A 23,109-nucleotide genomic window follows, 5' to 3' on the forward strand; every position below is an offset into this window, starting at 1 on the left:
TTCATCCTTTTATTTTGGATGCCCACCTAATCTAGTAATTTTATTAATGCTTCTATATTCTTTCATAGTCATTTTTCTTCTATTTATTTTCTTCACTATACATATTCGGAGGAATACATAGTTTTATGGGGGTCAAAAAATATTTTTATAAAAAAATACATATTTATTTCAAAAATAAAAACCACCAATTTGAAAAAGGATAATCAAATTGGTGGTTTTCTTATAATATCTATTAAATGAAGTTGGATTCTCATTATATCTAAAAAAGTACTAGCTATCCTCTTCTGATTTTCTCCATTTTTATCTTTCTTGGTTATCATAATATGTCTTATCTGCGTATTTTCTATCATTTCCTTTTAGATAAGCTAAAATTACTTTTGGATTTTTAAGTAAAGTCCAGTCTCCATATGTATCAAATCTTCTGCATGAAGTTATCATTCCATTTTTAATAGTACCGAATTTCTTATTATTTTTCTTTCCCCACTCTTTTAAACGTTTAGCGAAATCTGCATCTTCTGCCATAAGCATGTTTTCATTAAATCCGTTGATTGCCATAAAGTCTTTTCTATAGCACCAAAAAATCCCTACAGATATAGCTCCGTACTTAAAAAGTAAGGGGATTATGATTAACATTGCGGAGAGAAATATTCCTAAAGATATTCTTTCAAACTTACCATTCACCCCACCACCAATGTATGTACCTGAAGCTAAATATTTATCTACATTAAACAACATAGACTCTGTCATTATGGTATCAGCGTCTATAGTAACGATTATTTCTCCACTAGCTATTTTAGCCCCTGCATTTCGAATTTCAGATAAGTTTTTATCGTTATTTTTCAATGTAACACAATTATAAGATTTTGCTATTTCCTCTGTTTTATCTGTACAACGATTTAAAACAACTATAACTTCCGTTTGCTCTTTATATGCCTCTGATGCCTTTGCAATTGAATCTAAACATTTTCTAATGTACTTTTCTTCATTATGCGCAGGAATTATAATAGAAAACTTCACATCTTTTTTCAAATTAACTCCTGAAGATTCGTTTGTCTCAGTCATAATATTCCCCCCTTATTTTATAAGGTAAATATCTACTATACATAAATTATATTAATATTTATTAGGTTATATTATAGAAACTGACGGTAAAGAGGCTCTTACTGTCGACGTTCAAAAGCAAGACGTACAGCAAGCCCCGTTAAAACACTTGCCATAAGCCAACGCTGTACTCGTAGCCACGTCGGGCGTGTGCCAAACCATTTTGCAATTTTACTTGCTGTACATACAATTACAAGGTTAACCATAAAGCTAACAGTGATTTGCGTAAGCCCCAAAACTGCACCTTGAAAAAGCAACGATCCCTTCTCTGGATCTTCAAATTGAGGTAGAAGTGATACATACAAAATAGCAATCTTTGGATTCAGAAGATTCGTCATGAGTCCCCTCAGAAATAATTTCCTTGGTGGCTCATTAGAAATCATACGAGGTTCCATAATAGATGTAGCACCCGGTTTAATCGAATTCCAGGCGAGCCAGAGCAAGTAAGCAGCACCTGCCCACTTTACTGCTTCATATACAGCGGGAACAGCAACGAATAGAACTGTAAGTCCAAACATAGTTGCGATTATATAGATTACAAATCCGAGCATGATGCCCAATAAAGAAATAAATCCCGCCATACGTCCTTGCGTAATGGAACGGGAAATGAGGTAAATCATATTAGGCCCAGGTGAACAAACCATGCTAAGCGAAACAATTGCAAAAGCTACCAATGTACTCAAGCTGACCATAAACCTTCCCCCTTTATTTTACATAAAATTTCCTATTGTACATTTTATCATGATTGAGGAGAGAAAAGATTAATATAAAACGATGCAGCTAAGTAATATTATCGGATCGAATGTATTGTAATCACATACTTCTCATTCTCTTAAGTAAGGATCTAAGAGTACCCTATCCATAGAGCTACTAAAACCACTACAAATAAAGCAAAACAACATGTGGTATTTCGAATCCATTTTTGTATATCACCAAAATACCTTTCTATAAATATAGCGTTGGTAGTAAGCATAAGAAATAAAACAAAGAAAGGCAGCGAGGTATAGGTCCATTTTTATCTTCATGGCTGGAATTATACCCCTTACCAAACTTCTAAATAAAATGTATAGCTAAGTAGTTACCTTTTTTTTCAAAAAAAATTCTGATTATTTCTTTTTCACTTCTTCTACAAATTCCCATGTCTCTCCGTTATCTTTTGATTGATAAAGTGCACTACTATCGCCATTGTAGTCTCCATCTGCCCCTTGTCCAACTAACATATTAAAAACCCCATCTTTCTCATATGGCATACTAGGTGAATCAAAAGGACTTATTGTGGACTGTGTATGATCTAATTTCACTTCATGCGACGGATATTCTACCTTTTTAAAAGATACTCCCCCATCATCTGTGCGATATAACTCTCCTTCATTACCAGAAGGCCTAATTGCTCCTAAAAACCCAAGTTTATCATTTATAAAAGTGATTCCTGATACACTACCAATCCCCCCATTAAATGGGTCTGGATTGATAACCTCCCATGTTTTCCCTTCATCACTAGTCTTGCTTAATGAATAAAAGGCGCTCCCTAATGCTTTATCTGTCATATTTAGTTTATAACCAACTTCTTTCGATAGGAAAAACTGTTCTTTTTCATTCTTTAAATCTTGTTGTTTCTTCTCTTTAAGCATATCTTCTTTTGGAGGCGTCTTTGATTTACTCCAACTTGCGTCACTTATTAAATTATATCTAGCAGGGACTAGCTCTTGCTCTTTTCCAGGGACAAATATAGATACAGTATATCCAATGATATCAGAAGCTGCTTTTTTAAGACTCTGTCCCTTACCATCCTCAGTAATATTAATAATTCCCTCTGTATTGGATCCCCAATTTCTTTTTCCATAATAAATCAACCCATACTTACTTTCATTCCATTTTCTAACCGTTTGCTTAACTGGAATCGCCTTAACCGTTTCAATTAAAGGTTCTACTAATTTATCATCATTATAATCAGGCTTTGCGTATCCGTCTCGTATTATAGTAATATCTTCTGACTTCTTCTTATTATAAGAGATTAAATAAGTTTCTTCTTTCCCATCATCATTTTTCCCATAAACAAATGTATCAAACGCTGTGATTGTTCCATCTGAATGAAATGTAAGATCAAAATCAGTTGCCATATACAATTTCTTTGGCAAAGGATATTTTTTATTTATATCTTCAAAAATACCTTCTACTCCAGACTTATATATATTATTATGTTTAAGTTTAACTGACCTTTCATGTTTTAACTTTTCTATAAACCATGCCAATTTACCATTGTAATTTATTGCACTTTTATAAATCTGCATCCCATAAAATGATGTAATTGCAACAATAATGATAATAGAAATGGATCTCCATGCTATTGAATTTGTTAATTTTTTAGATTCATATTCTCTATTTTTTATCACCCGCATTGTAGTAAATGTAGTTATGGATATAAAAAGTACTATACATAATAACAAAATGTAAATATTATAATTCATTCTTCCGTACTTACAGTATAAAGCCAACTCATAACAAAAAATTCCGTATACAATTATTAGTATTGGATTTGTTACTAATGACAGAAGTATCCTTTTTGTATTTTCTCTAAATATAGAAACCACCCCTAATTACATGAATTACTGATATTAAGTATACTTTATTGTAAAGTAACAAAAAAGCTATTTAATCTTGCCGCAAAAAATACAATAGACATCTTTCTATTAAAGCCGTTTACAAATCTAGTTGTTTCATAGACAATGGATTTTTGAGTGAATACTAAAGTTGCTTCATTTATATGAATTACAAATTCAAGCATGATGCTTAATAAAAAAATAAATCCTGTCATACGCCCCTGTGTAATGGAACGAGAAATAAGATAAATCAAAATAGGCCCAGGTGAACAAATCATACTAAGTAAAACAAGCGCAAAAGCTAGCAAAGTACTCAGGCTCACCATAAACCTTCCTTCTTTATCTTACATAAAATTTCCTATTGTACATTTTATCATGATTGAGGAGAGAAAAGATTAATATAAACCGATGCAGCTAAGTAATATTATCGGATCAAATGTAGTGTAATTACATATTTCTCATTCTCTTAAGTAAGTACTAAAAATAACCTATCCATAGAGCTACTAAAACCACTACGAATAAAGCAAAGCAACATGTAATATTTCGAATCCACTTTTGTATATCACCAAAATACCTTTCTATAAATATAGCGTTGATAGTAAGCATAAGAAATAAAACAATGTAAGTAAAAGATCCCAATTTATCGTTAAATTTTTCATTAGTAAATGTACTTACATGAAGGAATAGAAAAACAAACGTTACTATGAATAGCTCAAATAATCTTTTTTTATTCAATCTGCCACCACCTTACAGCAATTCCCTTTTATTCCATTTTATCAGAACATACTGTGTAGCAGTATATGAATATTATATTCATTTCAAAAAGGCCAACAATACAAGATCGTTAGCCTCTACTTTCTATATTCGCACCTTTTATCACTTTACTTCCTAACAACCGGAATCCACATTTCACCAAATACTAAGCCATTTCTCTGTCCCATCTCAACCGTTGTATTCGGTCCACCAACGTAGGCAAAATCCTTTGCTTCTGGTAAAGCTTGACCGAAGGCGATGCCAGTAAGCTTATTACTTAGCTCTTTAGCCGTTTTGTCTTCCCCTTTCACTACTAAGTATTCTCCCCTCGGAAACTGAATCACTCTAGATTCTTCTTCTATTTGTGCTTCTGTCATGACACCCGCATAATACATCATTTTGTTATTCACCGCTTCGCTCACGGAAAAAATGTATTCATTTGTAGCTAAAGCTTTTAAAGTGTCCAGCCTTCCATCTTCTTTAACAGCCGACCAAAAGTCTTCCTTTTCTTTATTTATTCCAGCAAAGTCTGTGTATTCACTCTTAATTTCAGTTCCAATACCTAACACAATAAAGCTATCTTTTTCTTCTATAGAATAATTTTTCATATTCAAAACCTGCCTCTTTTTTTATTAATCAAACGATTTATCTTTTCATCTGATACGTTTATAATACCTTTAAACCATGTCAAAAAATGATACTGTTTAGGAGACTAAAATGAAAAAAGTTGAACGGATTAATACAATTATGCGGTATATTAACAACCGCTCTCACTTTACAATTTCTGAAATTATACAAGAATTTAACATATCACGGTCGACAGCTATTAGAGACATTAGAGAAATTGAAGCTATGGGAATGCCACTTGTCGCTGAAGTTGGGAGGACCGGGGGATATTTTGTTATGCATAATTCTATCCTGCCCGTTGTTCGCTTTACTGATAATGAAGTGAAAGCTCTTTTTATTGCCTTTATGGCTACGAGGAATCAACAACTTCCCTACCTAAAGAGTCGTCAATCTTTAGCCGAAAAACTACTAGGACTCATCTCAGAAACCCAGCAGGATGACCTTGTTCTTTTAAATCAACTCTTGCTGTTCCAAGGAACTAATCCTCATAATCCCGATCTACTTGAGCTTTCTGATCTCCCCCATCCTATGTTAGAAAAACTCATTCAAATCCTTCTTTTGGATAACCATTTATTGATTACTATGAAAGAAGATGAAGAAATCAAGTCTTATCCAATTTATCTATTGCACCTTTATCAAGAAAAAAGCCATTGGATCATTGAAGGGTTTGACTTAAAAAAAGAAAAGAAGATGATGTTTCCTGTCGATGATCTCATCAATATCGAACCATACACGACGAATAAAAGGCTCAATAAGAAAAAGATTTTAGAAAAACTAAGTAAGAAGGCTGAAGCAATTAACCTTGTACTTGAACTTGGTCCGACAGCAATTGCCCAGTTCAAAAAATACCATCCTTTAAAAATTTCAATATCTTATACTAATCCTTACCAATCCACAGCCATTTTAAAAACTTTTATCAATGTTAACAATCCCGATGAAGTGACGGAAATAATAAATTGGCTGCTTTTTCTAGGGAAGGATATTACAATTAGGGAAATGCCTGAAGAAATATTAAAAGATTTACAAGAGCGATTATGTTTATATTCCCCATAAGAGTAATCAGTTAAACCTCAAAATATTGAGTTTAAGCGCTCACTACTGAACGAGGCTTCTATGAATAATACAACAAAAAAGGTATGAACTAACTTTTAGTTCATACCTTTTATATTAGAGTTTTCTATAAACACATTAAATTGCTTGTTTAAGATTTGAATGTGGATTTGGTCCATACTTATTCTCACCTTCATCACTTTCAATGATACAAAACACAAGTAGAACCGCTCCTCCAAATGGCACCAAATTTAATAGCTGCCACCATCCTGTTTTTCCACTATCATGTAATCGACGAGCTTCCACTGCCAGAGTAGGAACGATAAAAATTGTTATATATAGCACGGTAATATTGGCTCTTAAGTAAAAGGCAGACGAAGAATAAGAGGCCAAATATATTAATGACCAAAACGTAACCTTATTAAATAAAGTAAAAATCCAGTACTCTTTTCTCGTAGCTCTCCCACTAAATTTCGCATAGTTTTTGAGAGTATATAAATACCATTTCATTTGAACCTCTCCCTTTTTCATCCCCTAAACGATCAATTTATACATTATATACCTTATAAGTATAAATATAACACATCACTACGATAACCTCTATATTTACACGGAATATTCTGTTTATTAACAAGTCATTTTAGTTAAGTGTTAACATACCATACAGGCATGTGTATTCAATTTATTATTCTCCTATTTACTTTAAAACTACTACAATTAAGCGAAGTATGAATGAATTATTAAAGCACGGAAAATCTTCCCGTGCTTTTTCAAAAAAATATATTATTCCGGATGATTTCATTCACTTACCCTAGCTGACGTTTAAATGCTTTACTAGCAAAGAAGTAAGCAATAACCATAATTCCGACGCACCAAGCGAGCGCAATCCAAATATCGTTTCCAACAGTTCCTTCATATAAAAGAGCACGAATCGCATTCACGATTGAAGTTACAGGCTGATTCTCCGCAAACACACGAACAATTTTTGGCATCGTTTCGGTAGGTACGAAGGCTGAACTAATAAATGGAAGAAAAACTAGTGGGTACGAGTAGGCTGTCGCCCCTTCCATAGACTTTGCCGTCAGCCCTGGAATGATAGCCAACCATGTTAGCGCTAACGTAAACATTCCTAGTATCCCAGCTACTGCGAGCCAATCTAGAATATTAGCACTGGAACGAAAGCCCATTAAGAGTGCAACAAGAATAACCACCCCGATAGTAAGTACATTAGCAACTAGAGAGGTTAAAACGTGAGCCCACAATATGGATGAGCGCTTAATAGGCATCGTAATGAAACGTGCCATCAGCCCACTCTTTACATCCGTAAAGAGTCGCACGGAAGTGTAAGCTACACCGGATGCGATAGCCATTAGCAAAATTCCCGGCAATAAATAATTAACGTAGTTTTCCGTTCCAGTTTTTATTGCGCCGCCAAACACGTAGACAAATAATAGCATCATCATAATCGGTGTAATCGCTACTGTAATAATTGTATCCGGACTGCGCATAATGTTACGCATTAAACGACCTAGTAATACACCTGTTTTACTTTTCATTTACATCTCCTCCTTTTTGCCAATGATCGAAAGGAATATTTCTTCCAATGTCGGTTGCTTCTCGATATACTCCACTTTTGCTGGCGGGAACATCTCTTTTAGTTCAGCAAGAGTACCTGTCGTAATAATTTTTCCGCCATGCAAAATAGCGATACGGTCTGCCAGTTGTTCTGCTTCCTCCAAGTACTGAGTCGTAAGCAAAATAGTTGTACCGCTACCAGCAAGTTCCTTGACTGTATCCCACACTTCGATTCGCGCTTCAGGATCAAGTCCAGTCGTTGGTTCGTCAAGAAAAATAACTGCTGGCGCCCCAATCAAACTCATCGCGATATCAAGCCGGCGCTTCATCCCGCCTGAATACTGATCTGCCCTTTGGTTTGCCGCATCAGTCAGGCTAAATCTTGCAAGTAGATTGTCAGCAACTTGAGCGGGATTGGAAACACCACGTAATTTGGCGATCATTATCAAGTTTTCCCTCCCAGTCAGCATACCGTCTAAAGCTGCGAACTGCCCTGTCAAACTGATACTTTGACGAACATGATCTGGTTGACTCTGTACATCAAATCCACAAATACTTACTTCACCGCTATCTTGCTTCATTAGTGTCGAAAGGATGTTGACCGTTGTCGTCTTTCCCGCTCCATTTGAGCCTAGCAGCGCGAAAATTTCTCCACGCTGCACCTCAAAATCTACCCCTTTTAAAACTTCCTTGTCTTTAAAGGATTTTTTCAAGCCTTTTACAGAAATCACTGCATGACTCATACTTTTTTCCTCCCTATAAAAATGTTTTGCGAAGACTATTTATTTACCTCTATCTATTTAGTATCACTTATATTCTGTATTACTTAGTACCGAATTAAAAATATAACTGAATAGCTATGATGGCAATTCATATGTGTAACCAGCTAATCAGTCGGTACTACTTATTCCATTTATTTTTTTCTCAATTTCTTCATAATACTTTCATTCAAATCTTCACGATACTTGGAGACGTAAGTTTTAGCATTTGCCACTAGTTCGTCAGCAAAGGAAGCCACGTCATCCCCAGTAATGTCAAGCACTTGTCTTCCTTCCGCTGCACCCGCTTCGAACAAATCGATTAATTCATACTGTATGTGTAACATATCCATCCCGTTACCCGCTGAAAAATTCCACATGTAGTTTTGAATTTTCTTAAATACAAATTGGTAGTCCTCTGGCAGAGCCTCAACTCGTGCCATCATCATTTTGTACTCTTTTTTATCACCAATTAACTTTTTGAACATTTCTAACATCTTATTTTCCTCCTTTTTTATAAAACCGAACAAGAAATTCTCAAAATATCGGCCGGAACATTTTATCTTATGAACCTATTTTGACTTCAAGACGTTAATTTTTGACGATACAAAATCCCATTTTTTCCAAAATAATTCAAGCTCCTGGCGGCCTTCTTCATTTAATGAATAAAACTTACGAGGCGGTCCCATATCTGATGGTTTCTTTTCAATATTCACAAGCTTTTTCTTCTCTAATCGTACGAGGATGGTATACACCGTACCTTCCACAACTTCGGTAAACCCAAGATCATTCAGGTGGCGGGTAATCTCATAGCCATACGTTTCACGGCGACTAATGATTTCCAGTACACACCCTTCCAGTGAACCTTTCAGCATTTCAGTTAAATTTTCCATGTCCTGATCCTCCTTTACCCCCTATTCTGTCTGACTTATATTCAGTATCACAGAGTACTAAGGCGAATTTTTTACTGAACAGTTTTTGTGAATCTGAACTATTCAGTATCACTTATTACATCTACATTGTATGACTAAGTAGCGATGAATGTCAACTGATTTTCAAATTTTTTCTATAATCCGCTATTATCTATTGTCTACTGGAAATATTTTGAGAAACAACACTACTCAGTATTGCTTATTACAACTACATTGTATGACTAAGTAGCGATGAATGTCAACTCGATTTTATATTTTTTTCTAAAATCAACTATTACCTATTCGATACAGCCTGTTTTCTTTTTTTAAATTTCCCCATACCTATCCCACTAAGAAAAGAAACTACCCCAAAATAAAAATTCTACATTTTTGTTTTGGGGCACTATACTATACCAAAGTTAATAAATATGGCTAGCTCTTCTTATTTAATAAGACAGATTATTTTTTTGTTACGATAACATCATACCTATGTCTTCTGCTGCATTTGTAATTAGTTTTAAACCAAATGTTTCTTGTAATACATCAAGCACGCCAGGTGAAATAAATTCAGGAGCCTTTGGACCGATGCGAATATCTTGAATTCCAAGACTAAATAGCCCGAGTAAAATGGCAACCGCTTTTTGTTCAAACCATGATAGCACAATACTTACTGGCAATTCATTCACTTCACATTGGAAAGCATCAGCTAATGCAGCTGCTATTTTCACTGTAGAAATGGAATTATTACATTGTCCTAAGTCGATGTAGCGCGGAATCTCGGTACCAGGTACAACACCGTAATCCACATCATTAAAGCGGAATTTCCCGCAAGAAGTTGTTAAAATAACTGTTTCTGGCGGAAGTGACGTTGCTAATTCACGATAATATTCTCCGCCTTTTCCCGGTGCATCACAACCGGCGATAACAAAGAAACGCTTTATCTTTCCCTCTTTTACTGCATTAATAATTTCCGGAGCTAACGATAATACTGTATGATGATGAAACCCTGTTACTAACTGTTCATCCGACTCCATATGTACTTCTGAAAGTTCTAGTGCTTTTTGAATCAATGGTGTAAAATCATCATTTTCAATTTTTTGTACACCCTCTAAACCTGCAATGTCATATGAAAAGAATCGATCAGAGTATGATCCTTTAATTGGCATAACACAGTTCGTTGTAGCTAATATGGCACCAGTAAATTTTTCAAAAAGGCGTCTTTGATCATACCATGCCTTACCGATGTTTCCTTTTAAATGTTTATATTTTTTCAGTTGCGGGTATCCGTGTGCTGGTAGCATTTCAGAATGCGTATAAATATTAATGTCTTTTCCTTCTGTTTGCTTTAATAGTTCTTCTAATGCAAATAAATTATGGCCCGTAACTACAATTGCTTTACCTTCTACACGATTTTGTGTAATTTGTACAGGTTCTGGCACACCAAAATGATTCGTATGTGCCTCATCTAATAATTCCATCACCCGTAAAGCTGATTTCCCCACTTTCATAGCCATATCAATATGCTCTTGTTCGTTAAAATTAGAATTTGTTAATGTCATATATAAAGCTTCTTGTGTTGTAGCATCTACAAATCCATCCGTATACCCTAGCTGAGCAGCATGTGTGCGATAAGCTGCAATTCCTTTTAGCCCAAACACAATCGTATCTTGTAAACTCGCAATCGTTTCATTCTTGCCACAAACACCTATTACTTTACATCCGCCTGTTGGCGTTTGTTCACATTGATAACAAAACATATCATCCCACCCTCTCCCAATCATTCATTACACCTTAAGCATAATACCCATTGAAAAAAAGTGATGTGATATCAATCACAATAATATATAAAGATTTGTGACAGTTCATATTGTTGACATAATACTTTTATTGACATCCAAAAAATATACATTAGTGTGCACACATCTTTCGATACTTTTAAATAGCTAAATAATTAATTTGGAGAAATATATACAACGAAAAAAAATTTTTGAATCCCTTATACAAATAATTGCAATTCATCTCATATGAAAATAGCGTATTTTTTATTTTAAGGAACTATCATTTTTTTATTAAAGCCTTCATTGTAAACCTCTTTATTTACAATACATTTACACTATCTTAACATTACTTACATTATTTATATGATATATTTATATAGAAGCTACTTAAGAAATTTCATATACATTTTATCTTTATGATCTCTAATCTAATCAATAAAAAGATCATGTTATATTTTTATAACAGGGGTGAATTACGATGACTGAAACTTTAAAAACACTTATAATGCTTGATGCTACTTACGTTGTTATTGCAATTATGACAGTACTAGTATTTGTATACTTGGAATTAAAATCTCAGTAATATATGCTGACGTAATCGACAGATTCAGCATTTAAATATAGTTAGAAGAAAGAGAGGAGAAAATTATTTCTCCTTTCTTTTGTATTTCTACAATTTCTTATTTTAATAAATCCAATGTATGTAAAAGTAATCCCTTGTCTCCTACTTCTCCATGACCAGGTACTACCGAATTTATATTTCCATATCGCTTCAGCACATTCTCAATCGATGTAGACCATTCATTTACATACGCATCCGCAACATTTCCTAAATCTTTAGCTTCCGCAGATTTTACTAAACAGCCTCCAGCTAAAATTTGATATTGTGGCAACCAAACAACAATATTATCTTCTGTATGTCCTTTCCCTGGATAGAACGTTTCTACTTTTGTATTGCCAAACTTCAAACTCGTAATTGTTTGTAAATCTCCAAGCGGCTCTTCATATCCACTGTTCTTTGCTAGTTCTGCGGTTAATGCTGTACTATGCGCTTTAATGCCTCTTTCTTTCAACGCTGTTATTCCGCCAATTCGATCAGCGTGCGCATGTGTAATAATGACATCTGTTACGCGCTTCTGAAATTTCTTTTCTACCATTTCTATTAGTTCCTTCGTTAATTTGTTATCCCAAGAAGAATCAACAAGTACTAGCCCTTTAGAAGTATTAAGAACTAGACCGTTCGAAGGAACTGCTTCTCCATTAAAATAACCTAACTCCGTATGAACCCATACATTCTTGTTTAACTGAGATATTGAAATGGTTCCCGTCTCATTTTTGATTACTATTTGCTCTACCTTTTGTGATGCTTGTACAGAAGAAATCGTGCTAACAAATTGAGTTGTTCCTAGTAAACTTACACATAATCCTACTTTTAACAACGTATTCTTTTTCATGTTATCAACCCTTTCTTTCAAGCTAAATAGTTATTACCTATATTAGACAATTCATCTCAAATGTTTGTTCCATCTTCATTTGCATACTTTTATGTAATTAACAAAAAAGCGTACACAATTTTGTACGCTTTAAAACTTAATCTTCCATTCCATAATTCTCAAACTCTTCCTCATTCCCATAAAATACATTCAAATCAATATACTTTTCTTTTCCATTATAACCGCTTAATCTCCCGCGGTTCGTGTATTGCCAAAACGTCCATTTTCTCTCATCAGATAAACTCGGTTTTGTAAGCACACTACGAATCCATATATTACATTTTGGATACGCATCCTTTATATATAAATCATACGCCTCTTGCGTTGCATACAATATTACTTTCTTATCGTAATGTTTTTCTAGCATTTCAATCATGACCGCCAACTCTTTCGTAACATCTTCACGCTTAGGCGGATTATCTTTTTTGTTAGCGTAAAACTCAACATCAATCACGGGTGGCAGTGCTTGTTTATATTTTGGAACAGTTCGTATAAATTGCTCTGCTTGTGTTTCACCCTTACTATCGAAACTAAAAAAATGATACGCTCCGATGCGCATATCTGTCTTATTCGCATTCCTCCAATTTTTCGAAAAGTACTCATCCACAAACGAACTTCCTTCAGTCGCCTTTATAAACGCAAACTTCATATTTTGCTTTTCCAACTCTCTCCAATCTATATCCCCTTGATACGATGCGACATCTACACCTTTTATTTCATACTTATCAGCACTTATTTGATTCGGAATGAATATGCCTTGAAAAACTAAGTAAACGACAACACTTATTACACTAATTAAAGTAAAGATTCCTCCTATAAAAAGCTTCTTTTTCATTCATATCACCCATCTTTACAAATTAAAATTCTACTTACCATTCACGCTTTTTATTAATTTTCATTTTTTCTTTAAACGCCTTCTCTAAATCAATATTTAATTTATTTGCTAAATCACATACATTCCAAATTACATCAAACATTTCTAAACCGATTTCTCTTTTCGCATCTTGTATTGTATCACGCTTTAATATGACTTCCGCTAATTGACCTAATTCCGCCATCGTATATATCGTACGCTCTTCAATTGTTGTATCTTGAAATCCTTTTTCTTTACTGAAATTTGATACATACCTCTGAAACTCCACAATATTCATACTTAATCTCCCCTCATTACCAATACTCCATTTTTCTATTACACTTAAAACCAAAATTATATTTTGTTAAATTATAACATTCGGACTATAATTTATTTATAGCCCATTAACGGAGGTGTTTGCAATGACTCTCTTCGCTTCACCAACATTATTTATAGTAGCAATCATTTCATTTGCACTAGCTTATTTCATCGGAGTAAAGCAGTACACTTGGCTCTTATCAGGATTCAACGAACGCCGCGTGCCTGATAAAGTGAAACTATCAAAAATAGTAGGTCTTTATAATTTAATTGCTGGTGTCATTGCGACAATCGGTAGTGTCTTCACTACGCCTAATGTCACAATCGTTATTCCTATCACTCTAATTGGACACTTTATAATCGCGGCTTATGTAAATACACGCATGGTGCAGTGAAAAAGATCACCCAAATGGATGATCTTTTTTATAATTTATCAACATATTGCTTCGCTTCTAGTAAGGAAAAACCAAAAGCTTCTCTTACTCTCTTAACTGCTGTAATTTTTTTGCCTTCTTCTACAAGCTGGCGTAGTTCTTTATTAATTTCAGGTTCTCTTTCTATAATTTCCATTTCTTTCGTAATTAATTGTAATCTATCTTCAATTCTCTTTAAACGCGCATCATTTTTCTTTTCAATTGTAGTTAATTTTTCAGCGATATAAATGAAACCAACAGCTACTATCAGTATAACCATCCAGAATTCCATGAATGTTCCCCCTTACTAACTTTCATTTGCTTTATTCCACTAACTTATGTAAATTTTACCATAATACACATTTAATGTATAATATCACTATATCAAACTGTTAATAAAACCTATTATTTTAGGGGGACACTTTATAAAAAGATTTTTAAATACGTTACTTCAATTTGTAGTTCTTTCAATCGTACTACATTTGTTATTTGATATAGTTGGTTGGCTTGTTTTCAATGCACCAATTAAAAACAAACAAATCATCATTTCTTTAATAACAATCTCATGGGTTATGTACATGTACCGAGACAATTTTTTTCAAAAGTTCACTTCAAACTAACTAAAAAAGAAAAATACTATTCTGTCTTTAAAGAAAGGAGCCACCATGAACTTAAAAAGTAGCAATATATACGAGAAAATGAACCAATATTCCGTTGCAGGTTTAAGCCTCGCTGTTATATGTAATGGCAAACTAGATGAAGCGACTGCCTTTGGAACACTTGAAGCTGGAACAACTAGAGCTGTTACTACAAATTCTCTCTTTAATTCTTGTTCTATCAGCAAATTCATCACTACAATGCTCGTACTAATGTTATCAGATCAAGAAATCTTGCATTTAGACGAAGACGTAAATGATAAACTCACATCTTGGAACATTCCTACTAATCTATTTACTTCACAAAAAAGCATCACTTTGAGAAACTTATTAAGCCATCAATCTGGACTCATTGATCCACCTAATAGTTTTGAACATTATACACCTGCACAAGGGCAACCAAACATGTCTGAACTCCTTGCCGGTAAAACATCATATTGCTCCGTACCTATTGAAGTAACTTACAAACCAGAAAGTGAATTTCACTACTCAGACGCAAACTTTTGTATAATCGAACTACTACTGGAAGATATTACAGGAAGATCATTTAGTCAGTTATTAGAAGAACACATCTTCCAGCCATTACAAATGAAAAATAGTACACTTTTTTCTCCAAAAGACATAGATAAAACCGATGTTTTTGCTTGCGGACATAATAAAGATAGAACTGTAACAAATGAGAAGTATCCATTTTATCCATTCGCAGCTGCTTCAGGTATTTGGACAACACCAACTGACTTATCAGCTTTAGTTATTGAAATCATTCATTCCTTACAAGGAAAGGGCAAACTAAAACTTTCTCAAAAATTAGTAATAGACATGATTTCTCCTCAAGGTTGCTCAAAATGGACTGGATTAGGTGTTTTTCTAGATGATTCTAATGGGAAATTACAGGTTTATTCACTCGGATGGGGCGTTGGATTTCAATGTATGATGGTTTGTTATCCATACTGTGGGAATGGTGCTGTTATTATGACTAATTCCGATTTAGGTGTTCATCAAATGGAAGGGATCATTGGTGAGGTTGTAAAAACGTTATCCTTATAATGAAAATAAAGAAGCTGTCCCTTCCAGCTTCTTTATCTATATAACATTTTTCGCAACAATTTTTATATGTTCTGGTGCGATAATCTCCGTTATACTTTCTTGGAAATCTTCCCGCAACATTTCTTCCAAATGTTCTAACTGCACTTCAACATGAGTGCATTCTAAATTATGTATATTTAACAGTGCATAATGATCTTTTTTCTTAATTACTAAATATTGATTTTCCTCTGTCACAAGTACAGAACCTAATCGGACTCCTAGTAAGCGTTGATCATCAAACTTCATAATTACTTCTCCTTCCCTCATATAAACAAAATTACAATGAAAATAATTACATTTATGGAAAAACACACTTATTTAGACTATATCATAATTTACTAAAATAGAAATATCTTTTTCTGTTTTAATAAAAATCCCTATTTTTTCATATATTTCGATACAAAAAACTTTCTCAACATTAAATTTGAATTTTCAGTTTTTAATTCTATGAAAGTCTATTATAATAAAGTTAATAAATGTTTGACCTCTCCTAATTCATGTACATATGGATGATCAGTAGTTATTGCTACTGATCTATTTTTTTGATTTCAGAAAGTACATACTCTGCATCCTTTCCTACACCACAAATAAGTGCGGAACCCCTTTGAGATTGCCATGGTAAACCGATATAATACAATCCTTTTACTGGACTGATTCCCTTTATATGATTAGGAAATCCTTTCTCATTCACTGCCTGTTCAATTTCAATCCAATTATAATTTTGAACAAAACCAGTTGACCATATAATGCTTTCTGCACTATAAGTATCACCATTCTGAAACATAATGTTATTTCCTGATGCACTTACTACTTTTTCTTGCAGTTTGATTGCTCCATTACGAATAAGTTTCTTACCTTCAAAACCGAAAATAGGGTCCTTTCTCTTCTGAAACCATCTTCCCCTTTTTGTATTTATTTCAGCGTACAATAAACCCACTTTTTCTAGCAGATTAAAAATACTTTTTCCCAAAAGTTGTAACGGTAAAAACGTTAAAGGATGACTAATAGACACCGTAACTTCATGAGTCTTTGCCAGTTCTACTGCAATTTGCATTCCTGAATTCCCACCACCTACTACTAGTACTTTTCCCTTAGGAATTTGTGATGGTGATTTATATTGTGATGAATGTATTTGAAAAATATGTGATGATAGATTTGCTGAAACTGAGGGAATAAACGGTTGCTGAAAAGCACCTGATGCGATAATAACTTTTTTCGTTTGTAAAATTTCTGTAGGAGTATGTAATTCAAATATTTCTTTTTCTTTCTTTATTTTTAGAACTTCCGTTTGTAATTGTACCGGTAATTGAAAATGTCTTGCATATTCTTCTAAATAAGTTGCAATTTCATCTTTATATGGAAATTCATTTTTTTCACCTATTAACGCCATACCCGGCAAGCTACTGTAAGACCTTGGGGTAAAAAGCTGCAAAGAATCATATCGATTTCTCCATGAATCACCAACTCGTTTTCCTGCCTCAAGTAATAAAAAATTATGCCCTTCTTGCTTCAAGTAATATCCCATTGTTAATCCAGCTTGACCCGCCCCAATAATAATTAGATCTTTCATTCTAATCCCTCCTCTTCTTAAACGTATGAATACTTGTTCATATATTCATACGTTTCCATAATCATAACATTTTCTTTTTATATGATTCAATATCTACTCAAAATAAAAAAGAGCAGTTCACTGCTCTATGAACTACTCTTCATTCCATTTCTACAATTTTTCCTCGTATAGTGTAATTCTATTTGAAAACGGATCAATTACAGTTAATTCAATTGTACCCCAAGGTGTTTTTTCTATATTCGGCTTCGAATAAGCATATTCTTTACTTAATACTACAGAATGATAATCCTTTACATCATCTATTTTGATCCGAATCGCACCACCTGGTGAGGCATCACCATGATGTTCTGATAAATGTATCACAGCATCCTGTAACGAAATTTGCAAATATAATGGCATATTTTCCTCATACCGATGTTCCCAATCCAGTTTAAATCCTAAAAAACCTAAGTAAAATAGTTTTGCTTTTTCAATATCAAAAATTCTAAATATAGGTGTTATCATTTATACTCTCCTCCTATTTATAAACATCTGCTGCCAATTCTCTCAAAACTTCCACGTTTACTACTTCAAAACAACCATCATTCTTCTTTATTATCTCTTTATCACAAAAAACATTTAATGTGCGCAACAAATGCCGATAGCTCGTTCCTAACAATTCCGCTGTTTCCGTTAAATTCCCACTAAATACAATTCTATTTCCGTGCTGTACTGCCCGTTCTCCTGCTGCTAACATGTAACTCGCAAGTCTATTTTCAAGAGGATATAGTAAATTAATTGTACTATTTTTTGAAAGCCGATTTAACTTATGCGCTAACGATCCGCAAATACATCGTAAAAATTTCGCATCATGAAATAGTTGATTTCTCACTTTCCCTAAAGGCAAACCAACACAATATGAATCTGCCATCACTTGTACGTTTGAAGTTGTCTTTTGAGAATGAATTAACTCCACATCTCCTAACAGCTGCAAGCTATCATAAAAGCATAATAATACAGATTTCCCGTTACTTAATGTATTAAACGCTTTCGCTTTTCCTTCAACGAAGAAAAATAAATAATCTATCTCTTCATTTTCTCTACAAATAAACTCATTCTTTTTAAAAAATATAAGTTTCATATATGGCTTCATATCATGACTAAAAAATGAATCAATATTATTTTTCTTCATATACTCTGCTAATTTAATAGAATTACATACTTTCTTCATAGTTCCCCACCTTTACAACTCATCCCCATTGTAATCAAAATTTTCTTCTTCCACTATGACATATGTCATAACAATACACAATTTCAGCATGATACAGTCATTACAAATATGAAATACAAAGGGGATATTACATTGTATAACTTTCTTTCTGTCTTTATTGGTGTGCTCATCGCCGTTATGCTTCCATTGAATGGGATTTTATCTGAGTTAATTGGCAAGTATACAGCAAGCGTAGTCATTCACCTTGTCGGTTTAATTGCAGTTATTTTCGTTTTAATCTTAAACAAACATAAAATTCATTTCGATAAAGGTATTCCACTTTTTTTATATAGCGCTGGAGCGATTGGAGTATTCACTGTTCTTTTTAACAATATAAGTTTCTCCGTCCTTGGTGCCTCTATTACGATCGCATTAAGTTTACTCGGCCAATCCATTGCTTCCATCATTATCGATCATTTTGGCTTATTAGGAATGAAAGTTGCAAAGTTTGAAAAGAAAAAACTAGTTGGATTAGCATTCATCTCTTCTGGGATTATTATCATGACAATATATTAATGGGGGCAAAAATATGTTATATATTACGATCGCTATTTTAGCTGGTGTTTCTATCGTCGTTGCTAGAATTATTAACGCGAATTTAGCAAAGGAAATTGGAAACTGGGAAGGCACGTTTTTCAATTATATTACTGGATTATTTTTCTCTATGTTGTTTTTAATTTTCAGTTCAGATTCATTGTATATTCCTATTCATACGTTGCAATCTATTCCTATCGCCGTGTATTTAGGCGGATTAGTAGGCGTTATCGTTATTTCATTATCCAACTATATTACTCCTAAAATATCAGCCTTTTATTTAACATTACTCATCTTTATCGGACAATTATTTGCGGGGACTATTATTGATTTCTTCCTGACAAATGAACTCTCAATCGGGAAAGTTATCGGTGGCATTTTCGTATTAATTGGGCTCACTTACAATTTACTCATAGATCGCCCGATAAAAACTGTGAAGCATAACCAAGTTCAACTATAATACTTTACGCTTACCTATCATATATTAATAGAAAAGCTCTTCACACGAAGTAATAGAGAGGAGAAAATCCTATTAAAAAAATTATTTTATTGCTAGGTAGCGTATTAATTATTTCTGGAATTGCATGGTTTATAAACTCGGGAAAATCTATTCAAGATCTCTATACTGCAAATAAACCGAAAAAGAAAGCTACTATTATTTCAAGCTCGCGAGATCCAAATGAGCCCCCTGTTTTTTTAGGAAAACAGGAAATAAAAGATATACATGTCGAATCAATTAAAACAAAACAGGATATCTTTCTCACAAAAACAGATGAATTAAAAACGTTTATTAACAGTATGAATACCGCAAAAAAAGGTAAATTAACATTAGATGAAGAAGGATCAGACTTAATAGATTGTGATATGTGGATTACTTTCGAGGATGGAACTTATAAAAAATATTTCATATGGGTAGTTGATCATCACAGTAGCGAAGTGATGATTGCTCAGCAAGATACTCCTGATGATGTAAAACTTACGTACTATCAGTTAAACGAAGATAGTTCAAAAAAAGTTTATAATTTATTTAAAAAAATTATTTAAACGAAAAAGTCATGAGCACGCGAACTCATGACTTTTTGCACTATATATACTCAGGGAACACTCTACAACCCTTTTCCTGCTCTATATCATGACCAAAGAAAACAATTGGTTTCTCTTTCGCCACAACTCCTTTTAAACGTTTGATTGAAGATAAAGCTAATTCTGGATCAAATCCTGCGAACGGCACTTCATCTTCAAAATTCTCTTTCGTGTAAGATGCATCAATTGTTAATAAAACTGAACCGGATTGCTCCGTCTCAATGAATAACGACTGATGGCCTGGAGAATGACCTGGCGTATACAATAATTGAACACCTGGTACCACTTCATAATCCCCTTCAATAATTTTGTAGTTCAAATGCGGTAATATACATTCTTTCATATATTCTTCTCTATGAAGTGCTGCCTCATATTCCGCTCGCTGCACAATAATCGGTGTATTTGTAAAAGCACCGTTTCCTCCTGCATGATCAAAATGTAAGTGAGAACTAATAATATATAAAAGGTCGTCCGGCTCATACCCTACACGCTTTAATATATTCACGATTCTATCTTCTTCAGTCATTTTCGGTAAAATCTGTCCTTCAACAAATGTACCGTTAAAAAGCCCTTCATTATTAACTGCACTTTCTGGCATACCTGTATCTACTAAAATAGGCCCCTCTTCTGTCTCCAAAAGATAACACCATACAGGTAAGTTCAATAAATTCCCCGGCGCGAGTGTACTATTAACAGAAGAATGATCTAACATACAACGACCTGCTGGGATGAAATAAAGCTTCTTTACTGTCATTATGTATCCACCTTTACATTTAGTTTGGGATAAAGTAATACAATAAAAAATTCTTCTTTTTAGAAATAAACTCCTTCTAGACTATCAGTACAGCTTACATAACAATGAAACATTAACACCGATTAACGCTGAAAACTTAAAGAAAGCACATGCACTACTTGAAAGCGGGCACACCATTGGGAAAATCGTATTAGAGAGATTTTAATCATGATAGTGACAGATAGTATGTGAAACTATATTAACGATTTTTCGAATATATCTATCATAACGTACAATATATCAACGATTTTTCAAATATATCTATCATAAATCAAATTATATCAACGATTTTTCAAATATATCTATCATAAATCAAATTATATCAACGATTCGTCAAGCTATATCGATTTATCGACAAATAGCAACAATAAGAAAAGGCTGTTCCAGATGAACAGCCTTTTCTTTATTTACTTGAAATCTCTTTATTATTTTGAACGTCTAACGGAGCTCGCTTTCCTATTCCGAAAGCATAGAAACTAATTGTAACGATAGCTAAGAAAATAATACCTACAACTAATGAAATACGAGTATCATCGTTAAACCACATTCCGATTAATACCATAATTAAAAAGGCAATCGTTAAATAGTTTGTTACAGGAGCAAATGGCATTTTGAACGGATGATCTTTCATCTCTGCTCCCTTTTCTTTTCTAAAATTAATTTGACTAATTAAAATGACAAACCATGGTACCATACCAGGAAGTACACTCGCACTATATACATATACGAATAAGTTTTTCGGTGCGATGTAACTTAAAACAACACCAACCGCCAGACCGATAATTACGCCAACTGTACCAAATAAAGGTACACCATTTCCAGAAAGTTTCGTAAAATATTTCGGTGCTTGTCCATTTACACCTAACGTATAAAGCATACGACCAGCACTATAAATACCACTATTACAACCAGACATTGCTGCTGTAATAACAACAAAGTTAATAAGTCCAGCTGCTGCCGTAATACCAACCTTCGCAAAAGTTGCTACGAACGGACTACCAATTGTACTTAATTGATCCCACGGATACACAGTTACAATAACGAAAATAGCACCAATATAGAAAATTAAAATACGCCAAATTATACTTTGAATCGCTCTTGTAAGTGTCTTCTTCGGATCCTTCGCTTCACCAGCAGTAATACCGATTAATTCCACACCTTGATATGCTCCCACTACAAGTGATAAAGCAAAGAAGAATCCTGAAAAACCACCTGTAAAGAAACCGCCATTTGACCAAAGATTTGATATACCAATCGCTTCTCCGCCGTTACCAATTCCAAAGAAAATAAGTCCAAATCCCGCAATAATCATTAATAGAATCGTAACGATTTTTATCATCGCAAACCAAAATTCAAATTCACCAAATGACTTAACAGAAATTAAGTTAGCTGCGCCAAGAATAACCATTGCAATTACACCTGGTATCCAAGCTGGTAAGTCCGGGAACCAATATTGCATATATGCTCCAACCGCAATAATTTCTGACATCCCAACGATTACCCACTGGAACCAGTTACTCCACGCTGTCATATAACCAGCTAACGGGTGAATATACTTATGACCGAACGTCGCAAATGAGCCTGTACTTGGCTCCATATACAACATTTCTCCCATGGCACGCATGATGAAGAAGATGAAAATACCTGCAATTGCATAAGCAAGCATTACTGACGGACCTGTCCATTTAATTGTACTGGCTGACCCCATAAACAAACCAACACCAATCGTTCCGCCTAAAGCAATCATTTGAATATGACGTGCTTCTAAACCTCTTTTCAATTCTTTGTTTGCCACTTCACTTCCCCCTCTTAGATGATTCATAGCCGCATTTTAACACAAGATGCTTTCCCCTAATTCCTTTCGGCCCTGAAAATGATGAAGCAAACGTCATTTTACACTAGCTTTAA

Annotated in this window: 28 protein-coding genes and 2 pseudogenes; 7 read left to right on the forward strand and 23 right to left on the reverse strand. The window is 33.9% G+C overall.

Features of this window, described 5'->3' with window-relative positions:
• Window positions 1-300 precede the first annotated feature (300 nt).
• From GD442_RS16195 to GD442_RS16225, 7 genes and pseudogenes are all read right to left on the reverse strand, one after another.
• Window positions 301-1,062 carry a glycosyltransferase gene (locus tag GD442_RS16195; RefSeq protein WP_000141003.1) on the reverse strand — a complete coding sequence of 254 codons (762 nt, stop codon included), beginning with the start codon at window positions 1,060-1,062 and terminating at the stop codon, window positions 301-303.
• A gap of 98 nt (window positions 1,063-1,160) precedes the next feature.
• Window positions 1,161-1,793, reverse strand: coding sequence for a LysE family translocator (locus GD442_RS16200; RefSeq protein WP_000254114.1), 633 nt, complete (start codon window positions 1,791-1,793; stop codon window positions 1,161-1,163).
• Window positions 1,794-1,945: 152 nt separating this feature from the next.
• Window positions 1,946-2,101: pseudogene (locus GD442_RS16205) on the reverse strand (DUF3963 domain-containing protein); the annotation flags it as partial.
• A gap of 106 nt (window positions 2,102-2,207) precedes the next feature.
• Window positions 2,208-3,692: a WD40/YVTN/BNR-like repeat-containing protein gene (locus GD442_RS16210; protein WP_079998824.1), complete on the reverse strand. Its 1,485-nt coding sequence runs from the start codon at window positions 3,690-3,692 to the stop codon at window positions 2,208-2,210.
• Window positions 3,693-3,861: 169 nt separating this feature from the next.
• Window positions 3,862-4,027, reverse strand: a pseudogene (locus GD442_RS28145) (LysE family translocator); the annotation flags it as partial.
• A 151-nt stretch (window positions 4,028-4,178) separates the two neighbouring features.
• On the reverse strand, window positions 4,179-4,436 hold the full coding sequence (locus GD442_RS16220) for a DUF3963 domain-containing protein (protein ID WP_001036214.1): 258 nt from the start codon (window positions 4,434-4,436) through the stop codon (window positions 4,179-4,181).
• Window positions 4,437-4,582: 146 nt separating this feature from the next.
• Window positions 4,583-5,062, reverse strand: a complete 480-nt coding sequence (locus tag GD442_RS16225) for a GyrI-like domain-containing protein (RefSeq protein WP_002041563.1) — start codon at window positions 5,060-5,062, stop codon at window positions 4,583-4,585.
• A gap of 109 nt (window positions 5,063-5,171) precedes the next feature.
• On the opposite strand from GD442_RS16225, the gene GD442_RS16230 reads away from it, so the two are divergent.
• Window positions 5,172-6,134 carry a helix-turn-helix transcriptional regulator gene (locus tag GD442_RS16230; RefSeq protein WP_000755020.1) on the forward strand — a complete coding sequence of 321 codons (963 nt, stop codon included), beginning with the start codon at window positions 5,172-5,174 and terminating at the stop codon, window positions 6,132-6,134.
• Window positions 6,135-6,269: 135 nt separating this feature from the next.
• Here the strand turns inward: GD442_RS16230 and GD442_RS16235 are convergent, their stop codons facing one another.
• The 9 genes from GD442_RS16235 to GD442_RS16275 all read right to left on the reverse strand — a co-directional run bounded on the left by GD442_RS16235 (window position 6,270) and on the right by GD442_RS16275 (window position 13,797).
• Entirely contained in the window at window positions 6,270-6,641 is a 372-nt protein-coding gene (locus tag GD442_RS16235) for a DUF805 domain-containing protein (RefSeq protein WP_000872435.1), read from the reverse strand.
• Window positions 6,642-6,937: 296 nt separating this feature from the next.
• On the reverse strand, window positions 6,938-7,687 hold the full coding sequence (locus GD442_RS16240) for an ABC transporter permease (protein WP_000837813.1): 750 nt from the start codon (window positions 7,685-7,687) through the stop codon (window positions 6,938-6,940).
• Window positions 7,688-8,449: an ABC transporter ATP-binding protein gene (locus GD442_RS16245; RefSeq protein WP_000017567.1), complete on the reverse strand. Its 762-nt coding sequence runs from the start codon at window positions 8,447-8,449 to the stop codon at window positions 7,688-7,690.
• Between the two features lie 170 nt (window positions 8,450-8,619).
• Window positions 8,620-8,961, reverse strand: coding sequence for a DUF1048 domain-containing protein (locus tag GD442_RS16250; RefSeq protein ID WP_000891986.1), 342 nt, complete (start codon window positions 8,959-8,961; stop codon window positions 8,620-8,622).
• Window positions 8,962-9,036: 75 nt separating this feature from the next.
• Entirely contained in the window at window positions 9,037-9,357 is a 321-nt protein-coding gene (locus tag GD442_RS16255) for a PadR family transcriptional regulator (RefSeq protein ID WP_000429488.1), read from the reverse strand.
• 488 nt (window positions 9,358-9,845) lie between these two features.
• Entirely contained in the window at window positions 9,846-11,132 is a 1,287-nt protein-coding gene (gene hcp, locus GD442_RS16260; RefSeq protein ID WP_033666609.1) for a hydroxylamine reductase, read from the reverse strand.
• Window positions 11,133-11,833: 701 nt separating this feature from the next.
• A complete protein-coding gene (gene bla2 / locus GD442_RS16265; protein ID WP_000742483.1) occupies window positions 11,834-12,607 on the reverse strand; it encodes a BcII family subclass B1 metallo-beta-lactamase in 774 nt (257 codons plus the stop codon).
• A gap of 136 nt (window positions 12,608-12,743) precedes the next feature.
• On the reverse strand, window positions 12,744-13,481 hold the full coding sequence (locus tag GD442_RS16270) for a glycoside hydrolase family 25 protein (RefSeq protein WP_000727664.1): 738 nt from the start codon (window positions 13,479-13,481) through the stop codon (window positions 12,744-12,746).
• Between the two features lie 34 nt (window positions 13,482-13,515).
• On the reverse strand, window positions 13,516-13,797 hold the full coding sequence (locus tag GD442_RS16275; RefSeq protein ID WP_001028135.1) for a MazG nucleotide pyrophosphohydrolase domain-containing protein: 282 nt from the start codon (window positions 13,795-13,797) through the stop codon (window positions 13,516-13,518).
• A 124-nt stretch (window positions 13,798-13,921) separates the two neighbouring features.
• Between GD442_RS16275 and GD442_RS16280 the strand changes: the two genes are divergently transcribed.
• Window positions 13,922-14,212, forward strand: coding sequence for a DUF3784 domain-containing protein (locus tag GD442_RS16280; protein ID WP_000171773.1), 291 nt, complete (start codon window positions 13,922-13,924; stop codon window positions 14,210-14,212).
• A gap of 28 nt (window positions 14,213-14,240) precedes the next feature.
• On the opposite strand, the gene GD442_RS16285 is transcribed toward GD442_RS16280, so the two are convergent.
• Entirely contained in the window at window positions 14,241-14,522 is a 282-nt protein-coding gene (locus tag GD442_RS16285; protein WP_000397723.1) for a hypothetical protein, read from the reverse strand.
• A gap of 133 nt (window positions 14,523-14,655) precedes the next feature.
• Here GD442_RS16285 and GD442_RS16290 point away from each other — a divergent pair, with 133 nt between their 5' ends.
• Together GD442_RS16290 and GD442_RS16295 are read left to right on the forward strand one after the other, a co-directional pair.
• Window positions 14,656-14,850, forward strand: coding sequence for a hypothetical protein (locus GD442_RS16290; RefSeq protein WP_000819661.1), 195 nt, complete (start codon window positions 14,656-14,658; stop codon window positions 14,848-14,850).
• A 45-nt stretch (window positions 14,851-14,895) separates the two neighbouring features.
• Window positions 14,896-15,933, forward strand: a complete 1,038-nt coding sequence (locus tag GD442_RS16295; RefSeq protein WP_001050188.1) for a serine hydrolase domain-containing protein — start codon at window positions 14,896-14,898, stop codon at window positions 15,931-15,933.
• A gap of 36 nt (window positions 15,934-15,969) precedes the next feature.
• Here the strand turns inward: GD442_RS16295 and GD442_RS16300 are convergent, their stop codons facing one another.
• From GD442_RS16300 to yeiL, 4 genes are all read right to left on the reverse strand, one after another.
• Window positions 15,970-16,218, reverse strand: a complete 249-nt coding sequence (locus tag GD442_RS16300) for a hypothetical protein (RefSeq protein WP_000666948.1) — start codon at window positions 16,216-16,218, stop codon at window positions 15,970-15,972.
• 280 nt (window positions 16,219-16,498) lie between these two features.
• Window positions 16,499-17,542 (reverse strand): flavin-containing monooxygenase, encoded by a 1,044-nt coding sequence (locus tag GD442_RS16305; RefSeq protein ID WP_000653863.1) that lies wholly within the window; start codon window positions 17,540-17,542, stop codon window positions 16,499-16,501.
• A 150-nt stretch (window positions 17,543-17,692) separates the two neighbouring features.
• Complete coding sequence (locus GD442_RS16310) at window positions 17,693-18,046, reverse strand: glyoxalase superfamily protein (protein WP_000632406.1); 354 nt, start codon at window positions 18,044-18,046, stop codon at window positions 17,693-17,695.
• 13 nt (window positions 18,047-18,059) lie between these two features.
• Window positions 18,060-18,752 (reverse strand): transcriptional regulator YeiL, encoded by a 693-nt coding sequence (gene yeiL / locus GD442_RS16315; RefSeq protein ID WP_000754834.1) that lies wholly within the window; start codon window positions 18,750-18,752, stop codon window positions 18,060-18,062.
• Between the two features lie 108 nt (window positions 18,753-18,860).
• Between yeiL and GD442_RS16320 the strand changes: the two genes are divergently transcribed.
• From GD442_RS16320 to GD442_RS16330, 3 genes are all read left to right on the forward strand, one after another.
• Window positions 18,861-19,307, forward strand: coding sequence for a DMT family transporter (locus GD442_RS16320; RefSeq protein WP_002041571.1), 447 nt, complete (start codon window positions 18,861-18,863; stop codon window positions 19,305-19,307).
• Between the two features lie 13 nt (window positions 19,308-19,320).
• Window positions 19,321-19,785 carry a DMT family transporter gene (locus GD442_RS16325; RefSeq protein ID WP_000965812.1) on the forward strand — a complete coding sequence of 155 codons (465 nt, stop codon included), beginning with the start codon at window positions 19,321-19,323 and terminating at the stop codon, window positions 19,783-19,785.
• A gap of 89 nt (window positions 19,786-19,874) precedes the next feature.
• Window positions 19,875-20,369, forward strand: a complete 495-nt coding sequence (locus tag GD442_RS16330; RefSeq protein ID WP_000901700.1) for a hypothetical protein — start codon at window positions 19,875-19,877, stop codon at window positions 20,367-20,369.
• Window positions 20,370-20,409: 40 nt separating this feature from the next.
• On the opposite strand, the gene aiiA is transcribed toward GD442_RS16330, so the two are convergent.
• The gene (aiiA, locus tag GD442_RS16335; protein WP_000216590.1) at window positions 20,410-21,162 is read right to left on the reverse strand and encodes a quorum-quenching N-acyl homoserine lactonase AiiA; all 753 of its coding nucleotides are present in this window, start codon (window positions 21,160-21,162) and stop codon (window positions 20,410-20,412) included.
• Window positions 21,163-21,604: 442 nt separating this feature from the next.
• Window positions 21,605-22,996, reverse strand: a complete 1,392-nt coding sequence (locus GD442_RS16340; protein ID WP_159365131.1) for an amino acid permease — start codon at window positions 22,994-22,996, stop codon at window positions 21,605-21,607.
• Window positions 22,997-23,109: the final 113 nt, after the last annotated feature.

It is taken from the genome of Bacillus sp. A260, from assembly GCF_009861435.1.
GTDB lineage: Bacteria > Bacillota > Bacilli > Bacillales > Bacillaceae_G > Bacillus_A > Bacillus_A cereus.

Coding starts and splice junctions, on each gene's coding strand:
- GD442_RS16270 (WP_000727664.1), bottom strand. CDS start 13,481: ATGAAAAAGAAGCTTTTTATAGGAGGAATCTTTACTTTAATTAGTGTA.
- GD442_RS16325 (WP_000965812.1), top strand. CDS start 19,321: ATGTTATATATTACGATCGCTATTTTAGCTGGTGTTTCTATCGTCGTT.
- GD442_RS16200 (WP_000254114.1), bottom strand. CDS start 1,793: ATGGTCAGCTTGAGTACATTGGTAGCTTTTGCAATTGTTTCGCTTAGC.
- GD442_RS16275 (WP_001028135.1), bottom strand. CDS start 13,797: ATGAATATTGTGGAGTTTCAGAGGTATGTATCAAATTTCAGTAAAGAA.
- GD442_RS16305 (WP_000653863.1), bottom strand. CDS start 17,542: ATGAAAGATCTAATTATTATTGGGGCGGGTCAAGCTGGATTAACAATG.
- GD442_RS16225 (WP_002041563.1), bottom strand. CDS start 5,062: ATGAAAAATTATTCTATAGAAGAAAAAGATAGCTTTATTGTGTTAGGT.
- bla2 (WP_000742483.1), bottom strand. CDS start 12,607: ATGAAAAAGAATACGTTGTTAAAAGTAGGATTATGTGTAAGTTTACTA.
- aiiA (WP_000216590.1), bottom strand. CDS start 21,162: ATGACAGTAAAGAAGCTTTATTTCATCCCAGCAGGTCGTTGTATGTTA.
- GD442_RS16255 (WP_000429488.1), bottom strand. CDS start 9,357: ATGGAAAATTTAACTGAAATGCTGAAAGGTTCACTGGAAGGGTGTGTA.
- GD442_RS16285 (WP_000397723.1), bottom strand. CDS start 14,522: ATGGAATTCTGGATGGTTATACTGATAGTAGCTGTTGGTTTCATTTAT.
- GD442_RS16230 (WP_000755020.1), top strand. CDS start 5,172: ATGAAAAAAGTTGAACGGATTAATACAATTATGCGGTATATTAACAAC.
- GD442_RS16300 (WP_000666948.1), bottom strand. CDS start 16,218: ATGAAGTTTGATGATCAACGCTTACTAGGAGTCCGATTAGGTTCTGTA.
- GD442_RS16320 (WP_002041571.1), top strand. CDS start 18,861: ATGAAATACAAAGGGGATATTACATTGTATAACTTTCTTTCTGTCTTT.
- GD442_RS16310 (WP_000632406.1), bottom strand. CDS start 18,046: ATGATAACACCTATATTTAGAATTTTTGATATTGAAAAAGCAAAACTA.
- yeiL (WP_000754834.1), bottom strand. CDS start 18,752: ATGAAGAAAGTATGTAATTCTATTAAATTAGCAGAGTATATGAAGAAA.
- GD442_RS16240 (WP_000837813.1), bottom strand. CDS start 7,687: ATGAAAAGTAAAACAGGTGTATTACTAGGTCGTTTAATGCGTAACATT.
- GD442_RS16195 (WP_000141003.1), bottom strand. CDS start 1,062: ATGACTGAGACAAACGAATCTTCAGGAGTTAATTTGAAAAAAGATGTG.
- GD442_RS16250 (WP_000891986.1), bottom strand. CDS start 8,961: ATGTTAGAAATGTTCAAAAAGTTAATTGGTGATAAAAAAGAGTACAAA.
- GD442_RS16295 (WP_001050188.1), top strand. CDS start 14,896: ATGAACTTAAAAAGTAGCAATATATACGAGAAAATGAACCAATATTCC.
- GD442_RS16280 (WP_000171773.1), top strand. CDS start 13,922: ATGACTCTCTTCGCTTCACCAACATTATTTATAGTAGCAATCATTTCA.
- GD442_RS16245 (WP_000017567.1), bottom strand. CDS start 8,449: ATGAGTCATGCAGTGATTTCTGTAAAAGGCTTGAAAAAATCCTTTAAA.
- GD442_RS16235 (WP_000872435.1), bottom strand. CDS start 6,641: ATGAAATGGTATTTATATACTCTCAAAAACTATGCGAAATTTAGTGGG.
- hcp (WP_033666609.1), bottom strand. CDS start 11,132: ATGTTTTGTTATCAATGTGAACAAACGCCAACAGGCGGATGTAAAGTA.